27 protein-coding genes are annotated in these 22,209 nt (G+C 69.1%); 25 read left to right on the top strand and 2 right to left on the bottom strand.

Going from position 1 to position 22,209, the window contains the following annotated elements:
* The first annotated feature begins 5 nt into the window (after positions 1-5).
* The 14 genes from ACXIZN_RS22025 to ACXIZN_RS21960 all read left to right on the top strand — a co-directional run bounded on the left by ACXIZN_RS22025 (position 6) and on the right by ACXIZN_RS21960 (position 10,007).
* Positions 6-1,358: a hemolysin family protein gene (locus ACXIZN_RS22025; protein ID WP_457956606.1), complete on the top strand. Its 1,353-nt coding sequence runs from the start codon at positions 6-8 to the stop codon at positions 1,356-1,358.
* Positions 1,351-1,677, top strand: coding sequence for a cytidine deaminase (locus ACXIZN_RS22020; RefSeq protein WP_457956605.1), 327 nt, complete (start codon positions 1,351-1,353; stop codon positions 1,675-1,677). Before ACXIZN_RS22025 ends, ACXIZN_RS22020 begins: the two co-directional genes overlap by 8 nt.
* Entirely contained in the window at positions 1,677-2,576 is a 900-nt protein-coding gene (era, locus tag ACXIZN_RS22015; RefSeq protein ID WP_016332464.1) for a GTPase Era, read from the top strand. Before ACXIZN_RS22020 ends, era begins: the two co-directional genes overlap by 1 nt.
* Before the next feature lie 156 nt (positions 2,577-2,732).
* Positions 2,733-3,074, top strand: a complete 342-nt coding sequence (locus ACXIZN_RS22010; protein WP_034316401.1) for a CD225/dispanin family protein — start codon at positions 2,733-2,735, stop codon at positions 3,072-3,074.
* A gap of 25 nt (positions 3,075-3,099) precedes the next feature.
* A complete protein-coding gene (locus tag ACXIZN_RS22005) occupies positions 3,100-3,450 on the top strand; it encodes a CD225/dispanin family protein (RefSeq protein ID WP_378443982.1) in 351 nt (116 codons plus the stop codon).
* Positions 3,447-3,899: a DUF2752 domain-containing protein gene (locus tag ACXIZN_RS22000; protein WP_126729486.1), complete on the top strand. Its 453-nt coding sequence runs from the start codon at positions 3,447-3,449 to the stop codon at positions 3,897-3,899. The genes ACXIZN_RS22005 and ACXIZN_RS22000 overlap by 4 nt, the downstream gene beginning before the upstream one ends.
* A 118-nt stretch (positions 3,900-4,017) precedes the next feature.
* Positions 4,018-5,136 (top strand): RDD family protein, encoded by a 1,119-nt coding sequence (locus tag ACXIZN_RS21995; RefSeq protein WP_457956603.1) that lies wholly within the window; start codon positions 4,018-4,020, stop codon positions 5,134-5,136.
* A 54-nt stretch (positions 5,137-5,190) separates the two neighbouring features.
* A complete protein-coding gene (locus ACXIZN_RS21990) occupies positions 5,191-5,658 on the top strand; it encodes a CD225/dispanin family protein (RefSeq protein ID WP_457956602.1) in 468 nt (155 codons plus the stop codon).
* 38 nt (positions 5,659-5,696) lie between these two features.
* Positions 5,697-6,134: a CD225/dispanin family protein gene (locus tag ACXIZN_RS21985; protein WP_457956601.1), complete on the top strand. Its 438-nt coding sequence runs from the start codon at positions 5,697-5,699 to the stop codon at positions 6,132-6,134.
* A gap of 55 nt (positions 6,135-6,189) precedes the next feature.
* Positions 6,190-6,951 (top strand): DNA repair protein RecO, encoded by a 762-nt coding sequence (recO, locus tag ACXIZN_RS21980; protein ID WP_125676128.1) that lies wholly within the window; start codon positions 6,190-6,192, stop codon positions 6,949-6,951.
* A gap of 39 nt (positions 6,952-6,990) precedes the next feature.
* On the top strand, positions 6,991-7,812 hold the full coding sequence (locus ACXIZN_RS21975; protein WP_037342848.1) for an isoprenyl transferase: 822 nt from the start codon (positions 6,991-6,993) through the stop codon (positions 7,810-7,812).
* On the top strand, positions 7,809-8,231 hold the full coding sequence (locus ACXIZN_RS21970; RefSeq protein WP_457956600.1) for a hypothetical protein: 423 nt from the start codon (positions 7,809-7,811) through the stop codon (positions 8,229-8,231). Before ACXIZN_RS21975 ends, ACXIZN_RS21970 begins: the two co-directional genes overlap by 4 nt.
* Positions 8,232-8,268: 37 nt before the next feature.
* Positions 8,269-9,285, top strand: coding sequence for a permease (locus ACXIZN_RS21965; RefSeq protein WP_457956599.1), 1,017 nt, complete (start codon positions 8,269-8,271; stop codon positions 9,283-9,285).
* Complete coding sequence (locus ACXIZN_RS21960) at positions 9,282-10,007, top strand: TIGR03943 family putative permease subunit (RefSeq protein ID WP_457956598.1); 726 nt, start codon at positions 9,282-9,284, stop codon at positions 10,005-10,007. Before ACXIZN_RS21965 ends, ACXIZN_RS21960 begins: the two co-directional genes overlap by 4 nt.
* Positions 10,008-10,023: 16 nt before the next feature.
* Here the strand turns inward: ACXIZN_RS21960 and ACXIZN_RS21955 are convergent, their stop codons facing one another.
* On the bottom strand, positions 10,024-10,437 hold the full coding sequence (locus tag ACXIZN_RS21955) for a Fur family transcriptional regulator (protein ID WP_034316411.1): 414 nt from the start codon (positions 10,435-10,437) through the stop codon (positions 10,024-10,026).
* Positions 10,438-10,439: 2 nt separating this feature from the next.
* The gene (locus ACXIZN_RS21950) at positions 10,440-10,823 is read right to left on the bottom strand and encodes an ArsR/SmtB family transcription factor (RefSeq protein ID WP_126729475.1); all 384 of its coding nucleotides are present in this window, start codon (positions 10,821-10,823) and stop codon (positions 10,440-10,442) included.
* Positions 10,824-11,085: 262 nt separating this feature from the next.
* Between ACXIZN_RS21950 and ACXIZN_RS21945 the strand changes: the two genes are divergently transcribed.
* The 11 genes from ACXIZN_RS21945 to ACXIZN_RS21895 all read left to right on the top strand — a co-directional run bounded on the left by ACXIZN_RS21945 (position 11,086) and on the right by ACXIZN_RS21895 (position 22,205).
* Positions 11,086-12,156, top strand: a complete 1,071-nt coding sequence (locus tag ACXIZN_RS21945; protein WP_457956597.1) for a hypothetical protein — start codon at positions 11,086-11,088, stop codon at positions 12,154-12,156.
* 6 nt (positions 12,157-12,162) lie between these two features.
* Complete coding sequence (locus ACXIZN_RS21940) at positions 12,163-12,795, top strand: class F sortase (RefSeq protein ID WP_457956595.1); 633 nt, start codon at positions 12,163-12,165, stop codon at positions 12,793-12,795.
* Positions 12,796-12,953: 158 nt separating this feature from the next.
* A complete protein-coding gene (locus ACXIZN_RS21935; protein WP_457956594.1) occupies positions 12,954-13,616 on the top strand; it encodes a class F sortase in 663 nt (220 codons plus the stop codon).
* Positions 13,617-13,707: 91 nt separating this feature from the next.
* Positions 13,708-15,096, top strand: a complete 1,389-nt coding sequence (locus tag ACXIZN_RS21930) for a glycine--tRNA ligase (protein WP_034316415.1) — start codon at positions 13,708-13,710, stop codon at positions 15,094-15,096.
* A gap of 237 nt (positions 15,097-15,333) precedes the next feature.
* The gene (locus ACXIZN_RS21925) at positions 15,334-16,251 is read left to right on the top strand and encodes an ABC transporter ATP-binding protein (protein ID WP_457956593.1); all 918 of its coding nucleotides are present in this window, start codon (positions 15,334-15,336) and stop codon (positions 16,249-16,251) included.
* Positions 16,248-16,976, top strand: coding sequence for an ABC transporter permease (locus ACXIZN_RS21920; protein ID WP_457956591.1), 729 nt, complete (start codon positions 16,248-16,250; stop codon positions 16,974-16,976). The genes ACXIZN_RS21925 and ACXIZN_RS21920 overlap by 4 nt, the downstream gene beginning before the upstream one ends.
* A 12-nt stretch (positions 16,977-16,988) precedes the next feature.
* Complete coding sequence (locus tag ACXIZN_RS21915) at positions 16,989-18,185, top strand: sensor histidine kinase (RefSeq protein WP_457956590.1); 1,197 nt, start codon at positions 16,989-16,991, stop codon at positions 18,183-18,185.
* Positions 18,182-18,787 (top strand): response regulator, encoded by a 606-nt coding sequence (locus tag ACXIZN_RS21910; RefSeq protein WP_457956588.1) that lies wholly within the window; start codon positions 18,182-18,184, stop codon positions 18,785-18,787. Before ACXIZN_RS21915 ends, ACXIZN_RS21910 begins: the two co-directional genes overlap by 4 nt.
* 32 nt (positions 18,788-18,819) lie before the next feature.
* On the top strand, positions 18,820-19,473 hold the full coding sequence (locus ACXIZN_RS21905) for a YdcF family protein (protein WP_457956586.1): 654 nt from the start codon (positions 18,820-18,822) through the stop codon (positions 19,471-19,473).
* Positions 19,474-19,512: 39 nt separating this feature from the next.
* Positions 19,513-20,781 (top strand): deoxyguanosinetriphosphate triphosphohydrolase, encoded by a 1,269-nt coding sequence (locus ACXIZN_RS21900; RefSeq protein WP_457956584.1) that lies wholly within the window; start codon positions 19,513-19,515, stop codon positions 20,779-20,781.
* A gap of 329 nt (positions 20,782-21,110) precedes the next feature.
* Positions 21,111-22,205 carry a serpin family protein gene (locus ACXIZN_RS21895; protein WP_457956582.1) on the top strand — a complete coding sequence of 365 codons (1,095 nt, stop codon included), beginning with the start codon at positions 21,111-21,113 and terminating at the stop codon, positions 22,203-22,205.
* The last annotated feature ends 4 nt before the right edge of the window (positions 22,206-22,209 follow it).

Raw genomic sequence — 22,209 nt, 5'->3', positions numbered from 1 at the left:
CCGGAATGGGTAGTCCCGCGGCCCTGCTGATCATCGCCATCGCGCTGATCCTGCTCGCCGGGGTGTTCGCGGCCGCCGACGCGGCGGTCAGCACGGTCTCCAAGGCCCGCGCCGACGGTCTCGTCCGGCTCGGCAGGCCCGGGGCGCGCCAGCTTTCCCTGGTCATCGCCGAACGCCGCCGCCACATCAACCTGATCCTGTTGCTGCGGATGACCTGCGAGCTGACCGCCACCGTGCTGGTCACCGTCGACGTCCTCGGCTGGGTCGAGCCGCTGTGGCTCGCCGTCGTCGTCGCCGCGGGCGTGATGGTCGTGGTCAGCTACGTGATCATCGGGGTCGGCCCGCGCACCCTCGGCCGCCAGCACCCGTACCGGATCGGCCTGGTCGTCGCGGGTCCCGTCCGCGTCCTCGGGTCGATCCTCGGCCCGCTCAGCAGGCTGCTGATCGTCCTCGGTAACGCCATCACCCCCGGCCGCGGTTTCCGCGAAGGCCCGTTCACCTCCGAAGTCGAACTGCGGGAGCTGGTCGACCTCGCCCAGGAACGCGGCGTCGTCGAGGAATCCGAGCGCGAGATGATCCACTCGGTGTTCGAGCTCGGTGACACCATCGCCCGCGAGGTCATGGTGCCGCGCACGGAGATCGTCTGGATCGAGCACGAAAAGACCGTGCGCCAGGCGCTCGCGCTGGCCCTGCGGACCGGCTTCACCCGGCTGCCGGTGATCGGCGACTCCGTCGACGACGTGGTGGGTGTGGTCAACATCAAGGACCTCATGCCCGCGTACATGGCCGAGGGCGGCTCGCAGCGCCAGGTCCAGGAGCTGATGAACCCGGCGAGCTTCGTGCCGGACTCCAAGCGGCTCGACGACCTCCTCAAGGAGATGCAGGTCTCGCACAACCACATGGCGATCGCCGTCGACGAGTACGGCGGCACCGCCGGCCTGCTCACCATCGAGGACATCCTCGAAGAGATCGTCGGCGAGATCACCGACGAATCCGACACCGACGAACGCCCCGAGGTCGAAGAACTCGAAAACGGCGCGGTCCGCGTGTCGTCCCGGCTTTCGATCGACGACCTGGGCGAACTGTTCGGGATCGACCTCGAAGACCACGACGTGGAGACCGTGGGCGGGCTGCTCGCCGAGCGACTGGGTAGGGTCCCGCTGCCGGGGGCCGAAGCCGAGGTCGCCGGACTTCGGCTGTTCGCCGAAGGCGGTAAGGACCGGCGCGGGCGGATGCGGATCACCACGGTGGTCGTCCACCCCGCCGACGCGGACGCGGTGACCGACCCCGCCCAGGGCAGGCGCCGGACCCGGGTCCCGCAGCCCGATGAAAGTGACAGGAGTGTCGAACATGCCTGAGCTGGACGCCGAGGACCAGAAGCTGGTGACCCTGGCCAGGTCCGCGCGAGCCCGCACCCAGGCCGCCGAAGGCGCCGCGCTCCGCGACACCGACGGCCGCACCTACGCGGCGAGCACGGTCGACCAGCCGTCGTTCAAGCTGACCGCGTTGCAGGCCGCCGTCGCCGCCGCCGTTTCGAGCGGAGCCGAAGGAATCGAGGCCGCCGTCGTGGTCACCGCCGAAGGACTGCTCAAGGAAGCGTCCGTGCAGGCGGTCCGGGACATCGCCGACGAGGCCCCGATCTACCTGGCCGACCCCAGTGGCAAGGTACTGAGCTGATGGCCGAGCCGCATCGTTCCGGTTTCGCCTGTTTCGTCGGACGGCCCAACGCGGGCAAGTCGACGCTGACCAACGCGCTCGTCGGCAGCAAGGTGGCGATCACCTCCAGCAAACCGCAGACCACCCGCCACGCCATCCGCGGCATCGTCCACCGCGACGACGCCCAGCTGGTGATCATCGACACACCGGGGCTGCACCGGCCGCGGACCCTGCTCGGCGAGCGGCTCAACGACATCGTCCACTCGACATGGTCCGAAGTGGACGTTGTCGGGCTTTGCGTGCCCGCCAACGAAAAAGTCGGTCCCGGTGACCGGTTCATCGCCGCCGAGCTCAAGAAGATCGCCAAGCGCACCCCGGTGATCGGCGTCGTCACCAAAACGGATCTCGTGAAACCCGAGCAGGTCGCCGAGCAGCTGCTCGCCCTGCAGGAGGTCATGGAGTTCGCCGAGCTGATCCCGGTGTCCGCTGTGGACGGTTTCCAGGTCGGCGCGCTCTCGGACCTGCTGGTGCGGCACCTCCCCGAAGGCCCGCAGCTGTACCCGGGCGGCGAACTCACCGACGAACCCGAGCAGACCCTCGTCGCCGAACTGATCCGCGAGGCCGCGCTGGAGGGTGTCCGTGACGAACTCCCGCACTCGATCGCCGTCACCGTCGAGGAAATGCTGCCCCACGAGGGCAGGGACGACATGATCGACGTGCACGCGTTCCTCTATGTGGAACGACCGAGCCAGAAGGGCATCATCCTCGGGCACAAGGGTGAGCGGCTCAAGGACGTCGGCGCCCGCGCCCGGCAGCAGATCGAGGGGCTCCTCGGTTCGAAGGTCTACCTCGACCTGCACATCAAGGTCGCCAAAGAGTGGCAGCGCGACCCCCGTCAGTTGCGACGGCTGGGCTTCTGACTGAACGGAATGTCTCGATTCGGTCGCGGAGACCGGTTGATGATGTGGAACCGGACGGGTGACCTTAGAGTCTCAACCCTTGACTCCGGTGATCGCTGATCGGGCGGCGGCGCCCGGGTCGATTTCCACATCTCATTCGTGAAGGGAAAGCGGTAAATGACCGACAACCAGGGCCTGCCCAACTACTCCGGCGACCCTCAGGGTGGTGGAGGCTTCAACAACCCCGGCCCGCCGCCCAACAACAACCTGGTGTGGGCCATCCTCACCACGATCCTGTGCTGCCTGCCCTTCGGTATCGTCGCCATCGTCAAGGCGAACCAGGTGAACACGCTCTGGGCGCAGGGCCAGCCCGCCGCGGCGCAGGAAGCGGCCGACGCGGCCAAGAAGTGGTCGATCATCGCGGCGATCGTCGGTGTCGTGCTCGCCATCCTGTACGTCGTCTTCTTCGTCGTGCTCGGCGTCTTCGCGACCTCGGTCGACCCGAACACCTACCGCTGATCGAGGCGATCGAGGGGGAGACCTCATGACCGACCAGTACCCGAACTACCCGCCTCCGGGTGGGCCACCGCCGCAGCAGCCGTACTACGGTGGCATGCCGAACTACGGCCCGCCGCCGGACAACAACCTGGTGTGGGCCATTCTCTGCACGGTGTTGTGCTGCTTGCCGCTGGGTATCGTGGCGATCGTGAAGTCGAGCCAGGTGCAGACGTTGTGGTCGCAGGGCTTCCACGCCGAAGCCCAGAAGGCCGCCGACGACGCGAAGAAGTGGGCCATGTGGGGAGCGATCTCCACCGGCGTGCTCTTCCTGCTGTACATCATCTTCATCGTGGTGATGGTCATCATCGGCGCGTCGGCGGGAAGCTTCACGCCGTGACGTCGTCCGTCTACACGGGATTCCCGGCGCGCGGGTTCAAGGCGAAGGCCCGCGCGCTGGGGCCACCCCTGGCCATCGCCGCCGGCGCGGGGCTCGGCTGCGTCGTCCTCTGGCTGGGTGATCCCACCACTCCGGGCGGGCCGCTTCCGGTCTGTCCCACCAAGACCCTGCTGGGCATCGCCTGTCCGGGCTGTGGCGGCATGCGCATGGTCTACAGCGCGCTGCACGGGGACATCCCCGCCGCGCTGCACTACAACGCGGTGTCCTTTGTGGTCCTTCTGCTGCTCGTCTGGAGCACCGTCGCCTGGGCGGTCGGAAGACTTCGGGGCCGCGCGGTGAACAGCTGGCTGCACTGGCGCTGGACGCCGCTCGCGTTCGGTGTCGTGTTCGTCGTCTGGTTCGTCATCCGTAACCTGCCTTTCGCCCCGTTCACCTCGCTCTACGTGTGAGTGCCGGGCCGAGGCCCGGATCGTCGGTGGTACCGAGTACGCTCCCGCGCACCGGTCTGCTCGGTGTACCCATGCCGTACATTCAGCCCGGGTCGCCGCAACCAGCGAGGGGATTTCGATGACCACTCCCTACGGCCAGCAGCCGCCGGGACAGCAGCCGCCGCCCGGATCCGGGCCCCCGCCGGGGGACGGGCAGCCGCAGTCACCGCAGGCGCAGCAGCCGTTCGGACAGCCGTCGGGAGAACAGCCCTCGCCGTTCGGTCAGCAGGCGGCGGGCGAGCAGTCTTCGCCTTTCGGGCAGCCGCAGCAGAGTGACCAGCCTTCGCCGTTCGGGCAACAGCAGCAGTCCCCGTTCGGCCAGCAGGGCCAGCCCTCGCCGTTCGGTCAGGCCACCCAGTTCGGCCCGCAGACCGACTACGCCCACTGGGGCCTGCGCGCGGCCGGAACCCTGATCGACTTCGGCCCGATCGTCGTGCTTCCGATCATCGGCGCCGTCATCGCCACAAACGTGCATTCGCTCATCGGCGGCATCATCGCCGGTCTCGGTTATCTCGCGGGCTTCGCCTGGACCGTCTACAACCGGTGGATCAAGATGGGCACCACCGGCCAGTCGCTCGGCAAGAAGATCCTGAAGATCAAGCTCGTCCGCGAGAGCGACGGGCAGCCGATCGGCCCGCTGATGGCCTTCGTCCGCGACCTGTGCCACAACCTCGACGGCTGGGTCTGCGGTCTCGGTTACCTCTGGCCGCTGTGGGACGAGAAGAACCAGACGTTCGCCGACAAGATCCTCAGCACCGTCGTCGTGCCGGGCGAGGCCGACGCCGCGTCGGCGCCGTTCGGCCAGTCGCCGGGATTCCCCGCGCCGCCGCAGCCGGCTTCGTCGTCGTTCCCCGCGCCGCCCTCGCCGTTCGGTCAGCAACCGCAGCAGCAACCGCAACAGCAGCAGCCGTTCGGCGCGCCCCAGCAGTCACAACAGCCACAGGCGTTCGGGCAGCAGCCGTCCCAGCCGTTCGGGCAGCAGCAGCCGGGAACCGCGGCGCCGTCCGCGGAGTCCGAGCCTGGACCGGCCCTGGGCGAGGCCGAGCCGACGCAGGTACTCCGCCCGGGACAGCAACCTCAGCAGGCGCCGTCCGGGTTCGACGAAGCCGAGCCGACGCAGAAGATCACCCCGGAGCAGCTGAGGCAGCAGTTGCCCGGAGCGGATGGGCCGAACGGGCCCGGAACACCGCAGAAGTAAGGAACGACCGGCGGGATCCACCCGTCGGGAAGCACGACACAAGTGGGGAACCCGATGACGAACCCGTACGGCCAGCAGCCCGGCCCCGGCCAGCAGCCCTATGGCCAGCAGCCTCAGCCCGGATACGGACCCCCGTCCGGCGCCACGCCCGCGCCGTACGGCCAGCCTTCCGGCCCGAACCCGATGCCGTATGGCCAGCCGGCGCCGTATGGCCAGCCCGCGCCGTACGGTCAGCCCGCGCCCTACGGTGCCCCGGGCGGGATGCCCGGTGGTGGTGACATCAACTCGATCCCGGACTACAAGGGCTGGGCGATCGGCTGCATCTTCCTCTGCTGGATCATCGCGATCTTCGCGATCATGAAGTCCAATGAGGTCAACACCTACAAGATGCAGGGCAACTACGCGGCCGCCGTGGACGCGTCGAAGTCGACGAAGACCATGTGCATGATCGCCTCGATCATCGGCGGGGTCGGTTGCCTGTTCTCCATTCTCTGGATCGTCCTGGTCGCCGCGAGCATCTAGCCCGACCCGAAGCCGAAAGAACAACGAGGATCAATTTCATGACCAACCCCTACGGCCAGCAGCAGCCCTATGGACAGCAGCAGCCTGGCTATGGGCCGCCCTCCGGTGGCATGCCCGCTCCCTACGGGCAGCCCGCTCCGTACGGCCAGCCTTCCCCCTACGGCGTTCCGGGCGGTATGCCGGGCGGCGGTGGCGACATCAACGCCATCAAGGACTACAAGGGCTGGGCGATCGGCTGCATCTTCCTCTGCTGGATCATCGCGATCTTCGCGATCATGAAGTCCAACGAGGTCAACACCTACAAGATGCAGGGCAACTACGCGGCCGCCGCGGACGCGTCGCGGTCGACGCGGACCATGTGCATGATCGCGTCGATCATCGGCGGCGTCGGCTGCCTGTTCGGCATCGTGATGATCATCATCTCGATCGTCGCGGCTTCGACGGCCACGTACAGCTGCTACGGCAGCTACTGCTGATTTCGATTCCGGGGCGCACCACCCCGATGTCGGTCCCGGGTGGGACGATGTCGGGGTGGTGAACCTCTATCGCGACACCGGAGTGGTGTTGCGGACGCACAAGCTGGGTGAGGCCGACCGGATCGTCACCCTGCTCACGCGGCGGCACGGCAAGGTCCGTGCGGTCGCGAAAGGCGTGCGTCGGACGTCATCGCGCTTCGGGGCGCGGCTGGAGCCGTTCGGCCACGTCGACGTCCAGTTCTACACCGGCCGCTCGCTCGACGTGATCACCCAGGTCGAGACGGTCGACGCCTTCGCGCTGCCGCTGGTGGCCGACTACCAGCGCTACACCGCCGCGAGCGCCATCGCCGAGACTGCGGACCGGTTGTCCGCCGAAGAGGGCGAGCCGGTGCTCAAGCTCTACATGCTCGTCGTCGGCGCCCTTCGCGCGCTCGCGGGCGGGGAACGGGACAGTTCCCTCATCCTCGACGCCTTCTTCCTGCGCGCCATGGCCTACGCCGGCTGGGCGCCCGCGATCACCGAATGCGCCCGCTGCGGCCTGCCCGGGCCGCACAAGGCGTTCAGCGTGTCCGCCGGCGGCTCGATGTGCCCGGATTGCCGGGTCCCCGGCTGTGTCCACCCCTCCCCGGAGGTGCTGACGCTGCTCGCGGCGCTCCTGCACGGCGAGTGGCCGGTGGCCGAGGCTTCGCAGCCGGTGCCGCGGCGGGACGCGTCCGGCCTGGTGGCGGCCCATCTGCAGTGGCATCTGGAGCGCCAGTTGCGGTCGCTGCCGCTGGTGGAGAGGCGCGCGCGGGAGACCAGCACGCAGGCGCAGTAGGGTCGCAGGCACAGGTTCGCTCGATCAGGAGGCTCGAAGGTGCTGCGCAGGGGACGCGAGAACAAGGCGTCACAATTCGAACTTCGCGCGCCGGAGCCGCATCCGTCCGGTGCCCGGCCGCCGGAGATCCCCAAGGAACTCCTCCCGAAGCATGTGGCGCTGGTGATGGACGGCAACGGCCGCTGGGCCAACCAGCGGGGACTGCCGCGGATCGAAGGCCACAAACGCGGTGAAGCGGTGATGATCGACGTCGCCAGCGGTGCCGTGGAGCTGGGCGTCAAATGGCTGTCGGTGTACGCCTTCTCCACCGAGAACTGGAAGCGGAGCCCGGAGGAGGTCCGCTTCCTGATGGGCTTCAACCGCGACACCATCCGCCGCCAGGTCGACTACCTCGGTTCGATCGGCGTCCGCATCCGCTGGGCGGGCCGCCGTCCCAAGCTGTGGGCGAGCGTCATCAAGGAGCTGCAGGTCGCCGAGGAGAAGACCAAGCACAACACGGCGCTGAACATGACCATGTGCGTCAACTACGGCGGCCGTGCCGAGCTGGGTGACGCCATGCGCCGGATCGCGCAGGACGTCGCCGACGGGAAGCTGAACCCGGACAAGGTCACGGAGAAGACCATCGGGAAGTACCTGTACCAGCCCGACATGCCGGACGTGGACCTGTTCCTGCGGCCGTCGGGGGAGCAGCGCACGTCGAACTTCCTGCTCTGGCAGTCGGCCTACGCCGAGATGGTCTACCAGGACACGCTCTTCCCGGACTTCGACCGCACCCACCTGTGGCGGGCCTGCCTCGAGTTCGCGAAACGGGACCGCCGCTTCGGCGGGGCCGTCGACAAGGCTTCGGAAGGAACCTCATGACCACCGAGGCGGCGGACACGGCGGCCCTGCTCACCTCCGCGCGGGAAGCCCTCGAGCGCTATCTCGAAGTCCACGTCGACGACGACGGCGCGCTGACCTTCTCGCACGCGGACGTCCCGTGCGTCATCCAGGCGACCCGGCTGGCCGAAGGGCTGACCGTGCTGAGCCTGACCTGCGTCGTCGCCTGGGACCTGCCGGACGACCCGGCGATCGCGGCCTCGGCGGCGGAACGCGCCGGACAGGGCCTGTTCGGGACGCTCGGTGTCGTGCGCTCGGAGAAGGGCATCGACATCACGCTGAGGTACGCGTTCCCGGCCGAGGGCATGGATCCCTCGCCGCTCGGAACGCTGCTCATGCTGGTCGTCTCGACGGCGTCGCAACTGCGTTCGGACCTGCTGGGGACCACTCCCGGGGAGTGACCGCCGGAACGCTGGGTCACCTGGCATCATCGCGCGCATGGAAACCATTTCCAGAAGCGCCCCGGAGCGGAAGCCGGCCCGGCGGTTCAAGATCACCTCGATCGAGGTGCTCTGCGCGATCCTGCTGATCGCGATCCTCGGGCAGAGCTGGCTCCAGCAGGTGTTCGACGTGCCCGCGCTGCGGACCGGCTCGACGGTGTTCGTCGCGGTCTGCGTGCAGGCGCTGCCGTTCCTGGTGCTCGGGGTGCTGATCAGCGGCGCGATCGCGGCGTTCGTGCCCGCGCGGGTGCTGGAGAAGGTGCTTCCCCGCCGGGCCGGTGCGGCGGTCGGCGTCGCGGGGCTGGCCGGGGTCGCCCTGCCGGGTTGTGAATGCGCGTCGGTGCCGGTCGCGCGGCGGCTGATCGGACAGGGTGTCGTGCCCGCGGCCGCGCTGACGTTCCTGCTGGCCGCGCCCGCGGTGAACCCGGTGGTGCTGGTCGCGACCGCGGTGGCGTTCCCGGGGAACCCGGAGATGGTGTTCGCCCGGTTCGCCGGTTCGCTCGCCACGGCGATGGTGATGGGCTGGCTGTGGGCGAAGTGGGGCAAGCTCGACTGGATCGCGGAGCGCGCCTTGCGGCGTCTTCCCGAGGTCCGGCACGGCTCGCGCTGGAAGACCTTCGCCGAGACCGCGCGGGCGGATCTGGTCGAGGCGGGCGGGTTCCTGGTGCTCGGCGCGATGATCGCCGCCGCGATGAACGTCCTGGTGCCCGCGAAGTGGTTCGGGGTGCTGGGGGAGCAGATCGTGCTCGGCGTGCTGGTGATGGCCGTGCTCGCCGTCGTGCTGGCGCTGTGCAGCGAGGCCGACGCCTTCGTCGCCGCTTCGCTGACCGCGATGCCGCTGCTGCCGAAGCTGGTGTTCCTGGTGGTCGGGCCCGCGATCGACGTGAAGCTGTTCGCGCTGCAGACCGGTACCTTCGGCAAGTCGTTCGCGCTGCGGTTCGCGCCCGTGACGTTCGTGGTCGCGCTGTCCTGCGCGGTGGTCTCGGGTGTGCTGATCCTCGGAGGTGGCGCGTGAAACGCGAGACCCAGAACATCCTGCTGATCCTGCTCGGCGGGGCGCTGCTCAAGATCACCATCAACGGCGACTACCTGCGCTACGTCAAACCCGCGCAGCAGCCGTGGATCATCGCCGGCGGCGCGGTGATGGTCGCGCTGGGCGCGGTCGCGATCGTCCGTGACCTGCTGGCCGCGCGGGCCGCCGCCGTCGTGTCCGGGGACGTCCACGCGCACGAGCACAACACCCGGTCGGCCTGGTTGCTGATGGTGCCGGTGCTGGCCGTGTTCCTGGTCGCGCCGCCCGCGCTTGGCGCCGATTCGGTGACCCGCACGGAGGCCAGGGCGCCGCAAAGCGCTTCGGCGAGCAACGCGGCCGCCTTCCCGCCGCTGCCCGCCGGGGACGTGGTCCCGTTGGAGGTCAACGAGTTCGTCAGCCGCGCGGGCTGGGATTCCAGCGGCTCGCTGAACGGGCGGACGGTGCGGCTGTCCGGGTTCGTGGTGCACAACGAGGGCAACACGATGCTGGCCAGGATGGTGATCGGCTGCTGTGCCGCCGACGCCTACCCGATCACCGTGCGGATGGTGGGCGAGGGCGCGTCGGGGTTCGGGGACGACACCTGGCTGGAGGTCACCGGGACGGTCGTGCCGGGAACCGCGGTGCGGGAGAACAGCTACATGCCGGACTTGACGCTCACGTCGGTGCGGCAGGTGCCGGCGCCGAAGGACCCGTACGAGTACTGACGAGACGCACAGCCCGTCAGTGGTTCGAGCAGGTACCGACGATCTCCACGGTGTGGCTGATGTCGGAGAAGCCGTGTTCCGAGGCGATCTTCTCGGCCCACCGCTCCACGGCCGGGCCTTCGACCTCGACGGTGCTGCCGCAGATCCGGCACACCAGGTGATGGTGGTGGTGCGACGAGCAGCGCCGGTAGATGGCCTCGCCGGTGTCGGTGCGCAGGACGTCGATCTCGCCGGCCTCCGAGAGCGACTGCAGCGTCCGGTACACCGTGGTGAGCCCGATACCGTCGCCGCGTTTGCGCAGCTCGTCGTGCAGTTCCTGGGCGGAACGGAAGTCGTCGATCTCCTTGAGCAGCTCCACCACGGCGGCCCGCTGTTTCGTCGACCGGCGTCCCGGCACCGGCGCGGAACTGTTGGCCGTCGTCGGACTCATGCTCACTTCCCCTCCTGAACGTGGGCTACTGCGTCCACCACGATATGCGCAAGGTGATCGTCGACCAGCCGGTACACCACCTCACGGCCGCGTCGCTCACCCTGTACGACTCCCGCGGTCTTCAGTACCCGCAGGTGCTGGCTGATCAGCGGCTGCGCGACATCGAGCGTGTCCACCAGTTCGTGGACGCACCGGTCGGCGTTACGCAGCTGCAGCACGATGGCGATGCGCACGGGGGCGGCGAGTGCCCGGAGCAGGTCGCCCGCGTCCGCGAGGACGGCGGGCGAGGCCGACACGGCGGGTTCGGCGGGGGGACGGGCGGACGAATGCGGTCCGGGGTCCTCCGCGAGGCCCGCGGCGGCCGAATCCGGGGTCACCGTAGCCATCGCGGCCTCCAAGTCCATCATGATTTCCGAAGTCATTGCCAGTAACAGTCCAGTCCATCTTAGTGTTCCCGTCCCGGCTGGTCTGTTCGCCGACCGGGCGACCACTTGGCGGCGACGTTACTGCTCCGTTCGGGTGACTTCGCGAAGAAATGACCATTCCGCTTCGCATGTCGTCGCCAACGGTGCAAGGTTGTCGCGGAGCGTTTCGTCGCTTCACACTGACGACCGCGCTCTGAGTGCCCGGAGAAGGCAGTGGGGAGACATGACTCGTTTCGTGACGAAGCTGGCCGCCGCGACGGCGGCCGTCGCTTTGGCGTCGGTTCCGGGGCTCGCCTCGGCGCAGACGACGAAGGCCGTCGATGAGAAGACCGGCCCCGTGTCGTTCGCGAACGTGGCGTCCGTGCGGATCGGGAACCCGGGATCGCTGATCACCGAGACCCAGCGTTCGCCGTTGACGCCCGGCCAGTCGAAACTCTCCCCGGACCGCACCGTCGTCCCGCGTGACGCCGGCGAGCAGGGCACCCTCGGTGACAAATGGGCCATCAACCTTGGCCGCTACGGTGCACAGAGCCCGTTCCCGGCCGGGATCGCCAGCCGCGATCACAACGTGGTCGCCGCGCTGCAGCAGACCACGGTCCCGACGGCGGTCGCGGAAAGCAACTACGCCCTGATCGACAACGGCCGCGGCGGCGCGAAGCCGCTCGACAACACCGTGCTGGTGCTCGAAGGCGCCAAGAGCTCGGTCGACTGTGCCGAGCCGGGCAAGACGACGTCGTCGACGAGCGTGGGCAAGATCTGGGTGCGGGACCAGAGCGGTGACCTCAAGCCGTCCGGTGCCTCGGGTGTCGACGTCAAGGGACTCAAGCTCGGTCCGCCGTCGATGATCAAGAACGAGAGCCTCAGCAAGGACAAGACCACCTCCGACCTGACCGTCACGCGCGTGACCGCCTTCGATCAGCTCATCCGGCAGGACGGCTGGCGCGCCGGCGACGTGACCGCGGTCGCGGGCTGGAAGGTGGACATCGTCACCCACGTGCGCAACGCGGCGGACGAGGTTTTGCGCGAGGCCCGCACGACAATCGTGCTCGGTGGCGTGAGCTGCGCGATCCCGAGGAACTTCGTGGCGAAGCCCGCCGGCGGTACGGGGCCGGGCGCGGCGCCCGAGCAGCCCGCGGTGCCGGGGACGGTGCCCGCGGGCGGTATCCCGCCGCAGGCCGAGGACTCGACGCGGACCGTGGTCGGGCTCGGGCTGCTGGGCGGCGGCATCCTCGTCGGCGCCGCGGCCATGCTGGCGCTTCGCCGTCGCAAGCCCGTGCCGCTGCGGGAGAAGTAGCGGCCCGTGCGGTCCTGGCTGGCGGGACTGTCCGCCGTGGTCACCGCGCTCGCCATCTCAGCGGGTGTGGTCGTGCTGACCTGGATCCCGCCGGAACCGCCGGCGGTCTCGTTCGCCGAACCCGCGGTCATGCCGGGTGAGGACGGCGCTCCCTTGGCGCTGCCCGCCGACAGCTCGAAACGGGGGCAACGCCCCGGCACGATCCGCCTGCCCGAAGGCGGGTCGGCGAGACTCGTCCGCTCCGAGGTCACCGCTCAGGGTGTCCTCCCGATCCCGCGCGGTCTCGGCGACGCGGCGTGGTGGGGTGTGCGGCTCGGCGCGGAAGCGGGTACGTCGCTGATCTCCGGGCACGTCAATTGGGGTGGCGTCAAAGGCCCGTTCGACGAGCTGTGGCGGATGCGCGAGGGCCAGGAGGTGGCCGTCAGCGACGCGGCGGGCGGCATCTGGGTCTATCGCGTGCGCGAGGTCGTCACCGTGCACAAGGACGATCTGCCCGCGCAGGCGGCGAAGCTGTTCGCGCAGAGCGGGCCGCACCGGCTGGTGCTGGTCACCTGCGGCGGCGACTACCTCGGGGGTACGGACGGCTACCGGGACAACCGGGTCATCGTCGCGACTCCCGTTTCCGGGCCGCCCGCCTGATTCCCGCGTTTCGTCCTCTGAATGCGGTCCTTGCGCGTGCAACTACCGCATTCAGAGGACGAAATGCGGGAAGTCGGTGCAACCGCCCGCGCCTCGCGTCGCGTGTCTAGCGACACCGGCCGCTCCGGCGGCTTGACGCGAGCAAGGAGTAATACCCGATGGTGGGACGGTTCGACGACAGCACGGCGAGCGAGGAGCAGCCGAAAAAGCGCTCCAGCCTGGGGTTGATCCTCATCGGCGCCGCGATCTTCGTGGTGGCGGCCGTGGTCGCGGTGCTGGTTTTCACTGGAAAGAGTGATCCAGTCGTCGCGGCCGCCCCCGGCCAGGCGGACACGTCGGCGGGACAGCAGGCGCAGGCCCCGGCCGACACGGGACAGGCGCCCGGCACGGTCAGGCTCCCCGGCGGCGGCACGGCGAAACTGATCCGCAAGGAACTGACCGCGGACGGGACCCTCCCTATCCCCGAGGGTCTCGACGAAGCCACCTGGTGGGGTGCGAAACTGGGCGCCGACCAGGGCGCTTCCCTGCTTTCCGGGCATGTGAACTGGAAGGGGAAGAAGGGCCCGTTCGACGAACTTTGGCGGCTCAAGACCGGCCAGCAGGTCGACGTCGTCGACACCGACGGCGGCAAGTGGGTCTACAAGATCGGCGAGGTCGTCACCGTGCACAAGACGAAGCTCGCCGAACAGTCGGAGAAGCTGTTCGGACCGGACGGGCCGCATCGGCTGGTGCTGGTCACCTGCGGCGGCGAGTACGTCGGCGGGACCGACGGTTACGAGGACAACCGCATCGTCACCGCCTCGTTGGTCAGCAGGCCCTGAGCGGTCCGACCTCGCCGGAGGTCGTGCGGGGACGGGCGGTTAGTCTGGTCCTTCTAGTCCATACCCGTCCCCGCATGCTTCGGAGCGTGGAGTGCCCGCCAACACCATTGAGACCGTCGTCAGCCTGTGCAAGCGTCGAGGCTTCGTTTTCCCGTGTGGAGAGATCTACGGCGGTACCAAGTCGGCGTGGGACTACGGGCCCCTCGGTGTCGAACTCAAGGACAACATCAAGCGCCAGTGGTGGAAGACCGTCGTGCAGAGCCGCGACGACGTCGTCGGCCTCGATTCCTCGGTGATCCTGCCCCGCCAGGTGTGGGTCGCGTCGGGTCACCTCGACGTCTTCACCGACCCGCTGATCGAATGTCTGTCCTGCCACAAGCGTTTCCGCGCCGACCAGCTGGCCGAGGACTTCTCCGCCCGCTCGGGCAAGGAGGTCTCCGAGGACGACCTGTCCGAGGTGCCGTGCCCGAACTGCGGCACCCGCGGGCAGTACACCGCGCCGCGTGACTTCAACATGATGCTCAAGACCTACCTCGGCCCGGTCGAGTCCGAGGAAGGCGTGCACTACCTCCGCCCGGAGACCGCGCAGGGCATCTTCATCAACTTCCTGAACGTGCAGACCGCGGCGCGCAAGAAGCCGCCGTTCGGCATCGGCCAGATCGGCAAGTCGTTCCGGAACGAGATCACGCCGGGCAACTTCATCTTCCGCACGCGCGAGTTCGAGCAGATGGAGATGGAGTTCTTCGTCGAGCCGGGCGAGGACGAGACCTGGCACCAGTACTGGATCGACGCGCGCACCGAGTGGTACAAGGACCTCGGGATCAAGGCGGACAACCTCCGTCTTTACGAGCACCCGAAGGAAAAGCTCTCCCACTACTCGAAGCGCACCGTCGACATCGAGTACCGCTTCGCGTTCAACGCGGGCCAGGAATGGGGCGAGCTCGAAGGTATCGCGAACCGCACCGACTTCGACCTCACGACGCACTCGAACCACTCCGGCGTCGACCTGTCGTTCTTCGACCAGGCCACGAAGCAGCGGTTCCGCCCGTTCGTCATCGAGCCCGCGGCCGGTGTCGGCCGGTCGATGATGGCGTTCCTCGTCGACGCCTACCACGAGGAAGAGGTGCCGAACGCCAAGGGCAGCACCGACACCCGCGCGGTGCTCAAGCTGGACTACCGGCTCGCGCCGTTCAAGGTCGCCGTGCTCCCGTTGTCGCGCAACGCCGACCTCACGCCGAAGGCGCGCGACGTCGCCGCGGCGCTGCGCAAGCACTGGAACGTCGACTTCGACGACGCCGGCGCGATCGGCCGCCGCTACCGGCGCCAGGACGAGATCGGGACGCCGTACTGCGTCACCGTCGACTTCGACTCGCTCAACGACCACGCGGTGACCGTGCGGGAGCGCGACACCATGGCGCAGGAGCGGGTCGCGATCGACAAGCTGGAGTCCTATCTGGCGGGGCGTCTGATCGGCGCCTGAGTTCCGGCTGGGAAGTACGTGAAGGCCCTCTTCAGCGCGTTAGGCGCGGTGAAGGGGGCCTTCGCGTGTCTGGATGGACGGCACGTGTGATCCGACGGACGACACGCGTGATCAGGCGGACGACACGCGTGCGTTGCGAAAGCCACCGGCGCCGAGATCCCACCCCTGACAACTGTCACCCCCAGGTCGTGACGCGCGGCCCAAGGCCAGGCCGCCGGAGCACGACAAGCTCTGAGTATGCGAGAACAAGACATCACCGCGGGGGCGGCGGTCCGGCTTTCCGGGCTGCGTAAGCACTATGGGGACGTCCACGCCGTCGACGGCGTGGACCTGACGATCGCGCCGGGCGAGGTGGTCGCCCTCCTCGGCCCCAACGGCGCGGGCAAATCCACCACGGTCGACATGATCCTGGGACTCTCGAAACCCGATGCCGGCACCGTGACCGTCTTCGGGCGCGAGCCGGGTGACGCGGTCGGCGACGGGATGATCGGCGCGATGCTGCAGGGCGGCGCGCTCGTCGAGGATCTCACGGTCGCGGAGACCGTCGGCATGGTCGCGGCGCTGCACCGCGAACCGATGCCCGTACGCGAGGCGTTGCGCCGTGCCGGGATCGAGGACATCGCGAACCGGCGCTCCACCAAGCTTTCCGGTGGGCAGAAGCAGCGCGTGCGGTTCGCCGTCGCGCTCGTGAGCGACCCCGACCTGCTGATCCTCGACGAGCCGACCGCCGCGATGGACGTCGGCACGCGCCGCGAGTTCTGGAAGTCCATGTACGAGTACACGAACTCAGGCCGCACGGTCCTGTTCGCGACCCACTATCTCGAAGAGGCCGAGGAGTTCGCCGACCGTGTCGTGCTGATGCGGTCGGGCCGGATCGTCGCGGACGGTTCGGTCGCGCAGGTCCGCGCGCTGGCCGGGGGACGCACGATCCGCGCGGTCGTGCCCGCGGCGGCGGAACCGGTGATCGCGGCGCTGCCCGCGGTCACCGGTCACGAACTCCGCGCCGGCCGCGTGGCGATCTCCAGTTCCGATTCCGACGCGACGCTGCGGGCGCTGCTGGCCCACGTGCCCGAAGCGCACGACATCGAGATCAGCGCCATCGGCCTCGAAGGCGCGTTCCTTTCCCTGACCACCAGCGAGGAAGCCGTCCGATGAACCCGACCTATCTCAAGACCGAGATCGTCCGCACCTTCCGTTCGACCAGGTTCGTGCTCTTCGCGGTCGCCTTCCCCGTGCTGATGTTCCTGTTGCAGGCCAACGTTTTCGCCGCGGGCGAAGTGAACATCGCGGGCGTGATCATGGTCAACATGATGGCTTTCGGCGCCTTCTCCGCCGCGATGACGAGCGGTGCGAAACTCGCCATCGAGCGGTCCACCGGCTGGCAGCGCCAGCTGCGGCTGACGCCGTTGACCGGCGCCGGTTACCTCGGCGGCAAGGCGCTCTCGGCGATGCTCGTCGCCCTGCCGGCACTGCTCGTCGTCCCGCTGGTCGGTGTCCTCTTCCAAGGTGTCCACCTCGACGCCGCCGGCTGGCTGCGGCTCGTGGCCGGTATCTGGATCGGCGCGATCCCGCTGGTGCTGCTCGGCCTCCTGCTCGGCCAGTTCGGCACGCCGGAGTCGATGCAGCCGCTGAACATGATCGTCATGATGGGCATGGGTTTCCTCGGCGGCCTGTGGATCCCGATCGAGGGGATGCCGTCGTGGATGGCCGACCTCGCCCAGGTGACGCCGACGTACTGGCTGATCCAGCTGGTCCGCCCGGTCGTCACCGACCATCTCACGGTGAGCCTCCCGGCCGCGCTCGGTGTGCTGGCGGCGTGGACCGCGGTCCTCGGGACGCTCGTGATCAGGCGTTACCGTAAGGACAGTGCGCGGGTCTGAGAGGGTGAACCGGTGAACGAGTACCCGGGCAGGGTGAGGACGGGTTTGGACGACCGGGAGAACTGGTGGTCGGACATGCCGCCGCGGACCGGGCGGGGGCCCCGGCCCGCGAAATGGGCCGTGCTCGGCACCGCGTTCGTCCTGCCGAGTTTCATCCCAACGGTGGTCGAGGTGACCACCGACGGGATCACCCCGGCCAAGCTGGTGATCGTCGGTTTCCTGATCGCCTACGGCGCCTGTTATCTGCTGTTCCCGCTCGTTCTGCGGCCTGCCCGGCGGAAGACGACCTACGTCTTCTCGGTGGTGATGCTGCTCCTCGGTCTCGTCCTGGTCTTCCTGCACGACAACAACCCGTACATCCTGATCTACGCGACGGCGGCGCTGGCCTTCACGCTGCCGCCGGCGTGGGCGGTGATCCTGGACGGCGGCGCGCTGCTGCTGGTGCTGGCCGTCCACCTGGTCGTCGGGAAGGACGACCTCGGTGACCTGGTGGCGGTCGCGTCGATCACGGCGGCGATGTTCTTCATGGCGAACCTGGTCCGGGCGGTGCGGAAACTGGAGGCGGCGAACCAGGAGATCGCGACGCTCGCGGTGGCGGGCGAACGCGAGCGCCTGGCGCGGGATCTGCACGACATCCTCGGCCACAGCCTCACCACCATCACGGTCAAGGCCGGGCTCGCCCGCCGGATCCTGGAGAGCGGCAAGGACGACCCCCGCGCGCTGCAGGAGATCCGCGAGGTCGAGGGCCTCACCCGCAGCGCGCTCTCGGACATCCGGGCCACGGTGTCGGAGTATCGCGAAGTGTCGCTGTCCGCGGAGGTCGCCGGGGCGCGGGCGGCGTTGCGGGCGGCCGAGATCGACGCGGATCTGCCGCACGCGGTGGACAACGTCGATCCCGCCCTGCAGCGCACTTTCGGTTACGTGCTGCGCGAAGCCGTCACCAACGTGATCCGGCATTCCGGGGCGAAACGGGTGAAAGTCCGCTTCGGCGAGACCTGGCTGGAAGTCGAGGACGACGGTGCAGGCGGCGACGCGACGGCGGGGAACGGTCTGCGCGGGCTCGCCGAACGGTTGGACGCGGTCGGCGGGACCTTGACCACCACCACGCCACCTGGGGGAGGATGGCTCGTCCGGGCGGAGGTACCCGAGTCCGCCTTCCGGAGTGGCGCGCCCGCGCCACTCTCCGAACCCACGGGAGGCTGTGCGTGATCCGGGTCCTGCTCGCCGACGACCAGGCGATGGTGCGCGGGGCGTTGGCCACCGTGCTCGGCCTCGAAGCAGACATCGAGGTGGTCGCCCAGGTCGGCTCGGGTGACGAAGTGCTCCAGCGGGCGAAGGAGACCGCCCCGGACGTCGCGCTGCTCGACGTCCAGATGCCGGGCAAGGACGGCCTCGAAGCCGCCGCCGAGCTGCACGGCGCGCTTCCGCTGTGCCGGATCATCATCTGCACCACGTTCGGCAGGCCCGGCTATCTCTCGCGGGCGATGGCCGCGGGCGCCGCGGGGTTCGTCGTCAAGGACGCTCCGCCGGAGCAGCTCGTGGACGCCGTCCGCCGGGTCCACGGCGGGCTCCGGGTGGTGGATCCCGCGCTCGCCGCGGAATCGCTCGCCACCGGCGCGAGCCCGCTCACCGGACGTGAACACGACGTCCTCAGGGCCGCCAAGGACGGCCGCACGGTGGCCGACGTCGCCCGTGCGCTGCACCTTTCCGAAGGCACCGTGCGCAACCACCTTTCGGCCGCGATGGGCAAGACCGGGGCGAGGACCCGGGCCGAGGCGGTACGGCTCGCGGAAGAGCACGGCTGGCTCTGAGATCGACTCCCCGCTCTGCGAGAATCACCCACGTGAGTACCGCCGAACGGACGAAACCGACTCGCGCGAACTGGGTTCGCCGGATAATGGCGGGGTTCCTGCTGGTCGTCGTCGCGGTGATCGGCGGAACGGCGTTCCGGGTCTGGCAGGTCGCGCGTGAGGACGTGCGCGACCGGGCCGACGTCATCGTGGTGCTCGGCGCGGCCCAGTACAACGGCAGGCCGTCGGAGATCTTCCAGGCCCGGCTGGCCAAGGCGAAGACGCTGTACGACCAGGGTGTGGCGAAGGTGATCGTCACCGCGGGCGGCAAGAAGGCGGACGACAACTACACCGAGGCGCACGCGGGCGCGCAGTGGCTGCGCAAACGCGGCGTTCCCGCGTCGGCGACACTGCCGGTCGGCGAGGGCAGCGACACGCTGCGGAGCCTCCGCGCGGTCGCCGAGCAGGTGCAGAAACGGGGCTGGAAGACCGCTGTGCTGGTCAGCGACCCGTGGCACTCGTTCCGCGCGCGGGTGATGGCCGACGACCTCGGGCTCGAGACCTGGACCTCGCCCACCCATCGCGGCCCGATCGTGCAGACCCGCGAGACGCAGGCGCGCTACATCGTCCGCGAGACCGGCGCGCTGCTGTACTACCGCCTCACCAAGTCACCGGCGGACAGTCTGTTCGGTACCGGCGAGGTCTGACGCCCGATAAGTGTCGGTGAGCACGTTTAGTCTGGTCGGGTGGACACCTACACCGAGGCCGACAGGGCGCGCCTGCTGCCCGAGCGGCCCAAGGGCGCGGCGTTGGAAGGCGCCGCGGACGGGCGGAGCGCCTTCGCCCGTGATCGCGCCCGAGTGCTGCACTCGGCCGCTTTGCGCCGGCTGGCGGGCAAGACCCAGGTGGTCGGCCCGGGTGAGGGGGCCGAGGTCAGCGGTGTGCCCCGCACGCGGCTGACCCATTCGCTGGAGGTCGCGCAGATCGGCAGGGGGATCGCGGACGAGCTGGGCGCGGATCCGGATCTGGTGGACACGGCCGGACTCGCGCACGACATCGGGCATCCGCCGTTCGGGCACAACGGCGAGCGCGCGCTGAACGAGGTCGCCCGGCCGTGCGGTGGTTTCGAGGGCAACGCGCAGACGTTGCGGATCCTGACCAGGCTGGAGCCCAAGGTCCTGCTCGAAGACGGGCTCGTCGGCGGGCTGAACCTCACCCGCGCCTGTCTCGACGCCTCGATGAAGTACCCGTGGCAACGTGAAGAAGGCAATGCGAAGTACGGCGTCTACGCCGACGACGCCGAGGTGTTCGCGTGGGTCCGGGAAGGGGTGCCGGAGCGCCGCACCTGCCTGGAAGCGCAGATCATGGACTGGTCCGACGACGTCGCCTATTCCGTGCACGACGTCGAAGACGGAGTGCTGGCCGGGCGGATCTCGTTGCGGGTGCTGGCCGACGCGGAGGAACGCGCGGCGGTGGCCGAGGCGGCGCGGCGGTTTTCGCACCGGTCGCAGTCCACTTTGGAGGGTGCGGCGAAGGAACTGCTAGACCTGCCGGTGGTCGCCGAGCTCAGCGAACCTGGGCTCGACGGGTCGCTCAAGGCGCAGGTCGCGTTGAAACGGCTGACGAGCGAGCTGGTCGGCCGGTTCGCGACGGCGGTCGTCGGTGCGACACGGGAGGTGTACGGCGAAGGGCCGTTGAGCCGCTATTCCGCGCGGCTGATCATCCCGGAGCAGGTCGCGGCCGAGGTCGCGTTGCTCAAGGCGCTCGCGCTGCGGTACGTGATGAGTGACAAGCGGCGTCTCGCGATGCAGGACGGCCAGCGCCAGACGCTAGCCGAGCTGGTCGTCGCGCTGTGCCGCCGCGCACCCGATTCACTGGACGGCCTGTTCCTGCCCGCGTGGGAGGCCGCCTCGGACGACGCGGCCCGCCTGCGAGTGGTCGTCGACCAGGTGGCGTCGCTCACGGACGCGCAGGCGTACGCGTGGCACGCCTGGCATACGGGCAGGCACGGCTGAGTCGCTCCCGGGCTGCCTGCTCATCTCGCCTGGCCGACGTTGCGAAAGCCACTTTCGCAACCTTCAACGTTGCGAAAGTGGCTTTCGCGACGTCGGCCGCGGCCGGGCACAGTACCGCCCTGGCGATCATGTCGCGAAAGCCACTTTCGAGACGTCTGGTGTCCTGAAAGTGGCTTTCGCGACACNACCAGACGTCGCGAAAGCCACTTTCGCGACGTCTGGTGTCCCGAAAGTGGCTTTCGCGACATGCCGCCTCGGCGCCGCCCCTCGGACAAGGCGGAACTTTCGGACAGGAGACGGGCGGCCCGGTCCACGGTACGGTCTCCGGCATGGGCGCTGTCGAAAGCCACCTCCGGTTTGGTCTGGACCTCTATCGGGTGCTGGCGAGCCGCGCGGAGAACGCGTGCTTCTCGCCGTACTCGATCGCGAGCGCGCTCGGCCTGGTGACCCAGGCCGCCAAGGGGAAGACCAGAGAAGAGCTGATCGCGCTGCTCGGCGACCCGGACGAGCTGGCCGACCTGCTGGGCAAGGCCTCGTCGCTGCTCGACGACGGTCCCGAACTCGCGGTCGCGAACACGCTCTGGGCCTGGGACGGGCTCCCGCTCGAAGACTCCTTCCGCGAGGAGCTCGCCACCTGGCCGGGCGGGAAGGTCGAAAGCGCCCCGTTCGGCGACGATCCGGAGGCCGCGCGGCGGCTGATCAACGCCGACGTCGCCGAGGCCACCCGCGAGCTGATCCCCGAACTGCTGAAGCCGGGGACCGTCGCGCGGGACACCGTCGCCGCGATCGTCAACGCCCTGTATCTCAAAACCGCCTGGACCAACCCGTTCTCGGGTGACAACACCGCGCCCGCGGACTTCCACGCGCCGTCCGGCACCCGTACGGTGCCGACGATGTGGCTCGAAAAGCAGCTCGACCACACCCACGAGGACGGCTGGCAGGTCGTCCGCCTCGGTGCTGGGGGAGGGGGCGGGGGAGGGGGCGAGATTGAGGCGATCGTCCTGCTGCCGGACGGCGATCTCGACGACGCCGACCTCGACGCGGGCAAGCTGGCGCGGCTGCTGGAGAACACGCGGTCCAAGACCATCGCCCTGTCGCTGCCGAAACTCGACCTCGACGTCGACAGCCCGCTGACGGCGAAACTCCAGGAACTCGGCGTGCGGACGATGTTCACCGCCGACGCCGACCTCACCGGGCTCGCCGACGACGACCGGCTCGAAGTGTCCGAGGTCGTCCACCAGTCCGTGCTCCGCATCGACGAGCAAGGCCTCGAAGGCGCCGCCGCGACGGCGGTGCTGATGCGGCTGACGTCGCTCATCGTCGACGAACCGCTCGAAGTCGCGGTCGATCGCCCCTTCCTTCTGCTCGTCAGGCACGCCTCGACGGGTGTGATCTACTTTCTCGCCCGCGTTGTCGAGCCGTGAGGAC

It is taken from the genome of Amycolatopsis sp. TRM77291, assembly GCF_054166285.1.
This window is presented reverse-complemented; position numbering and strand designations above follow the sequence as displayed.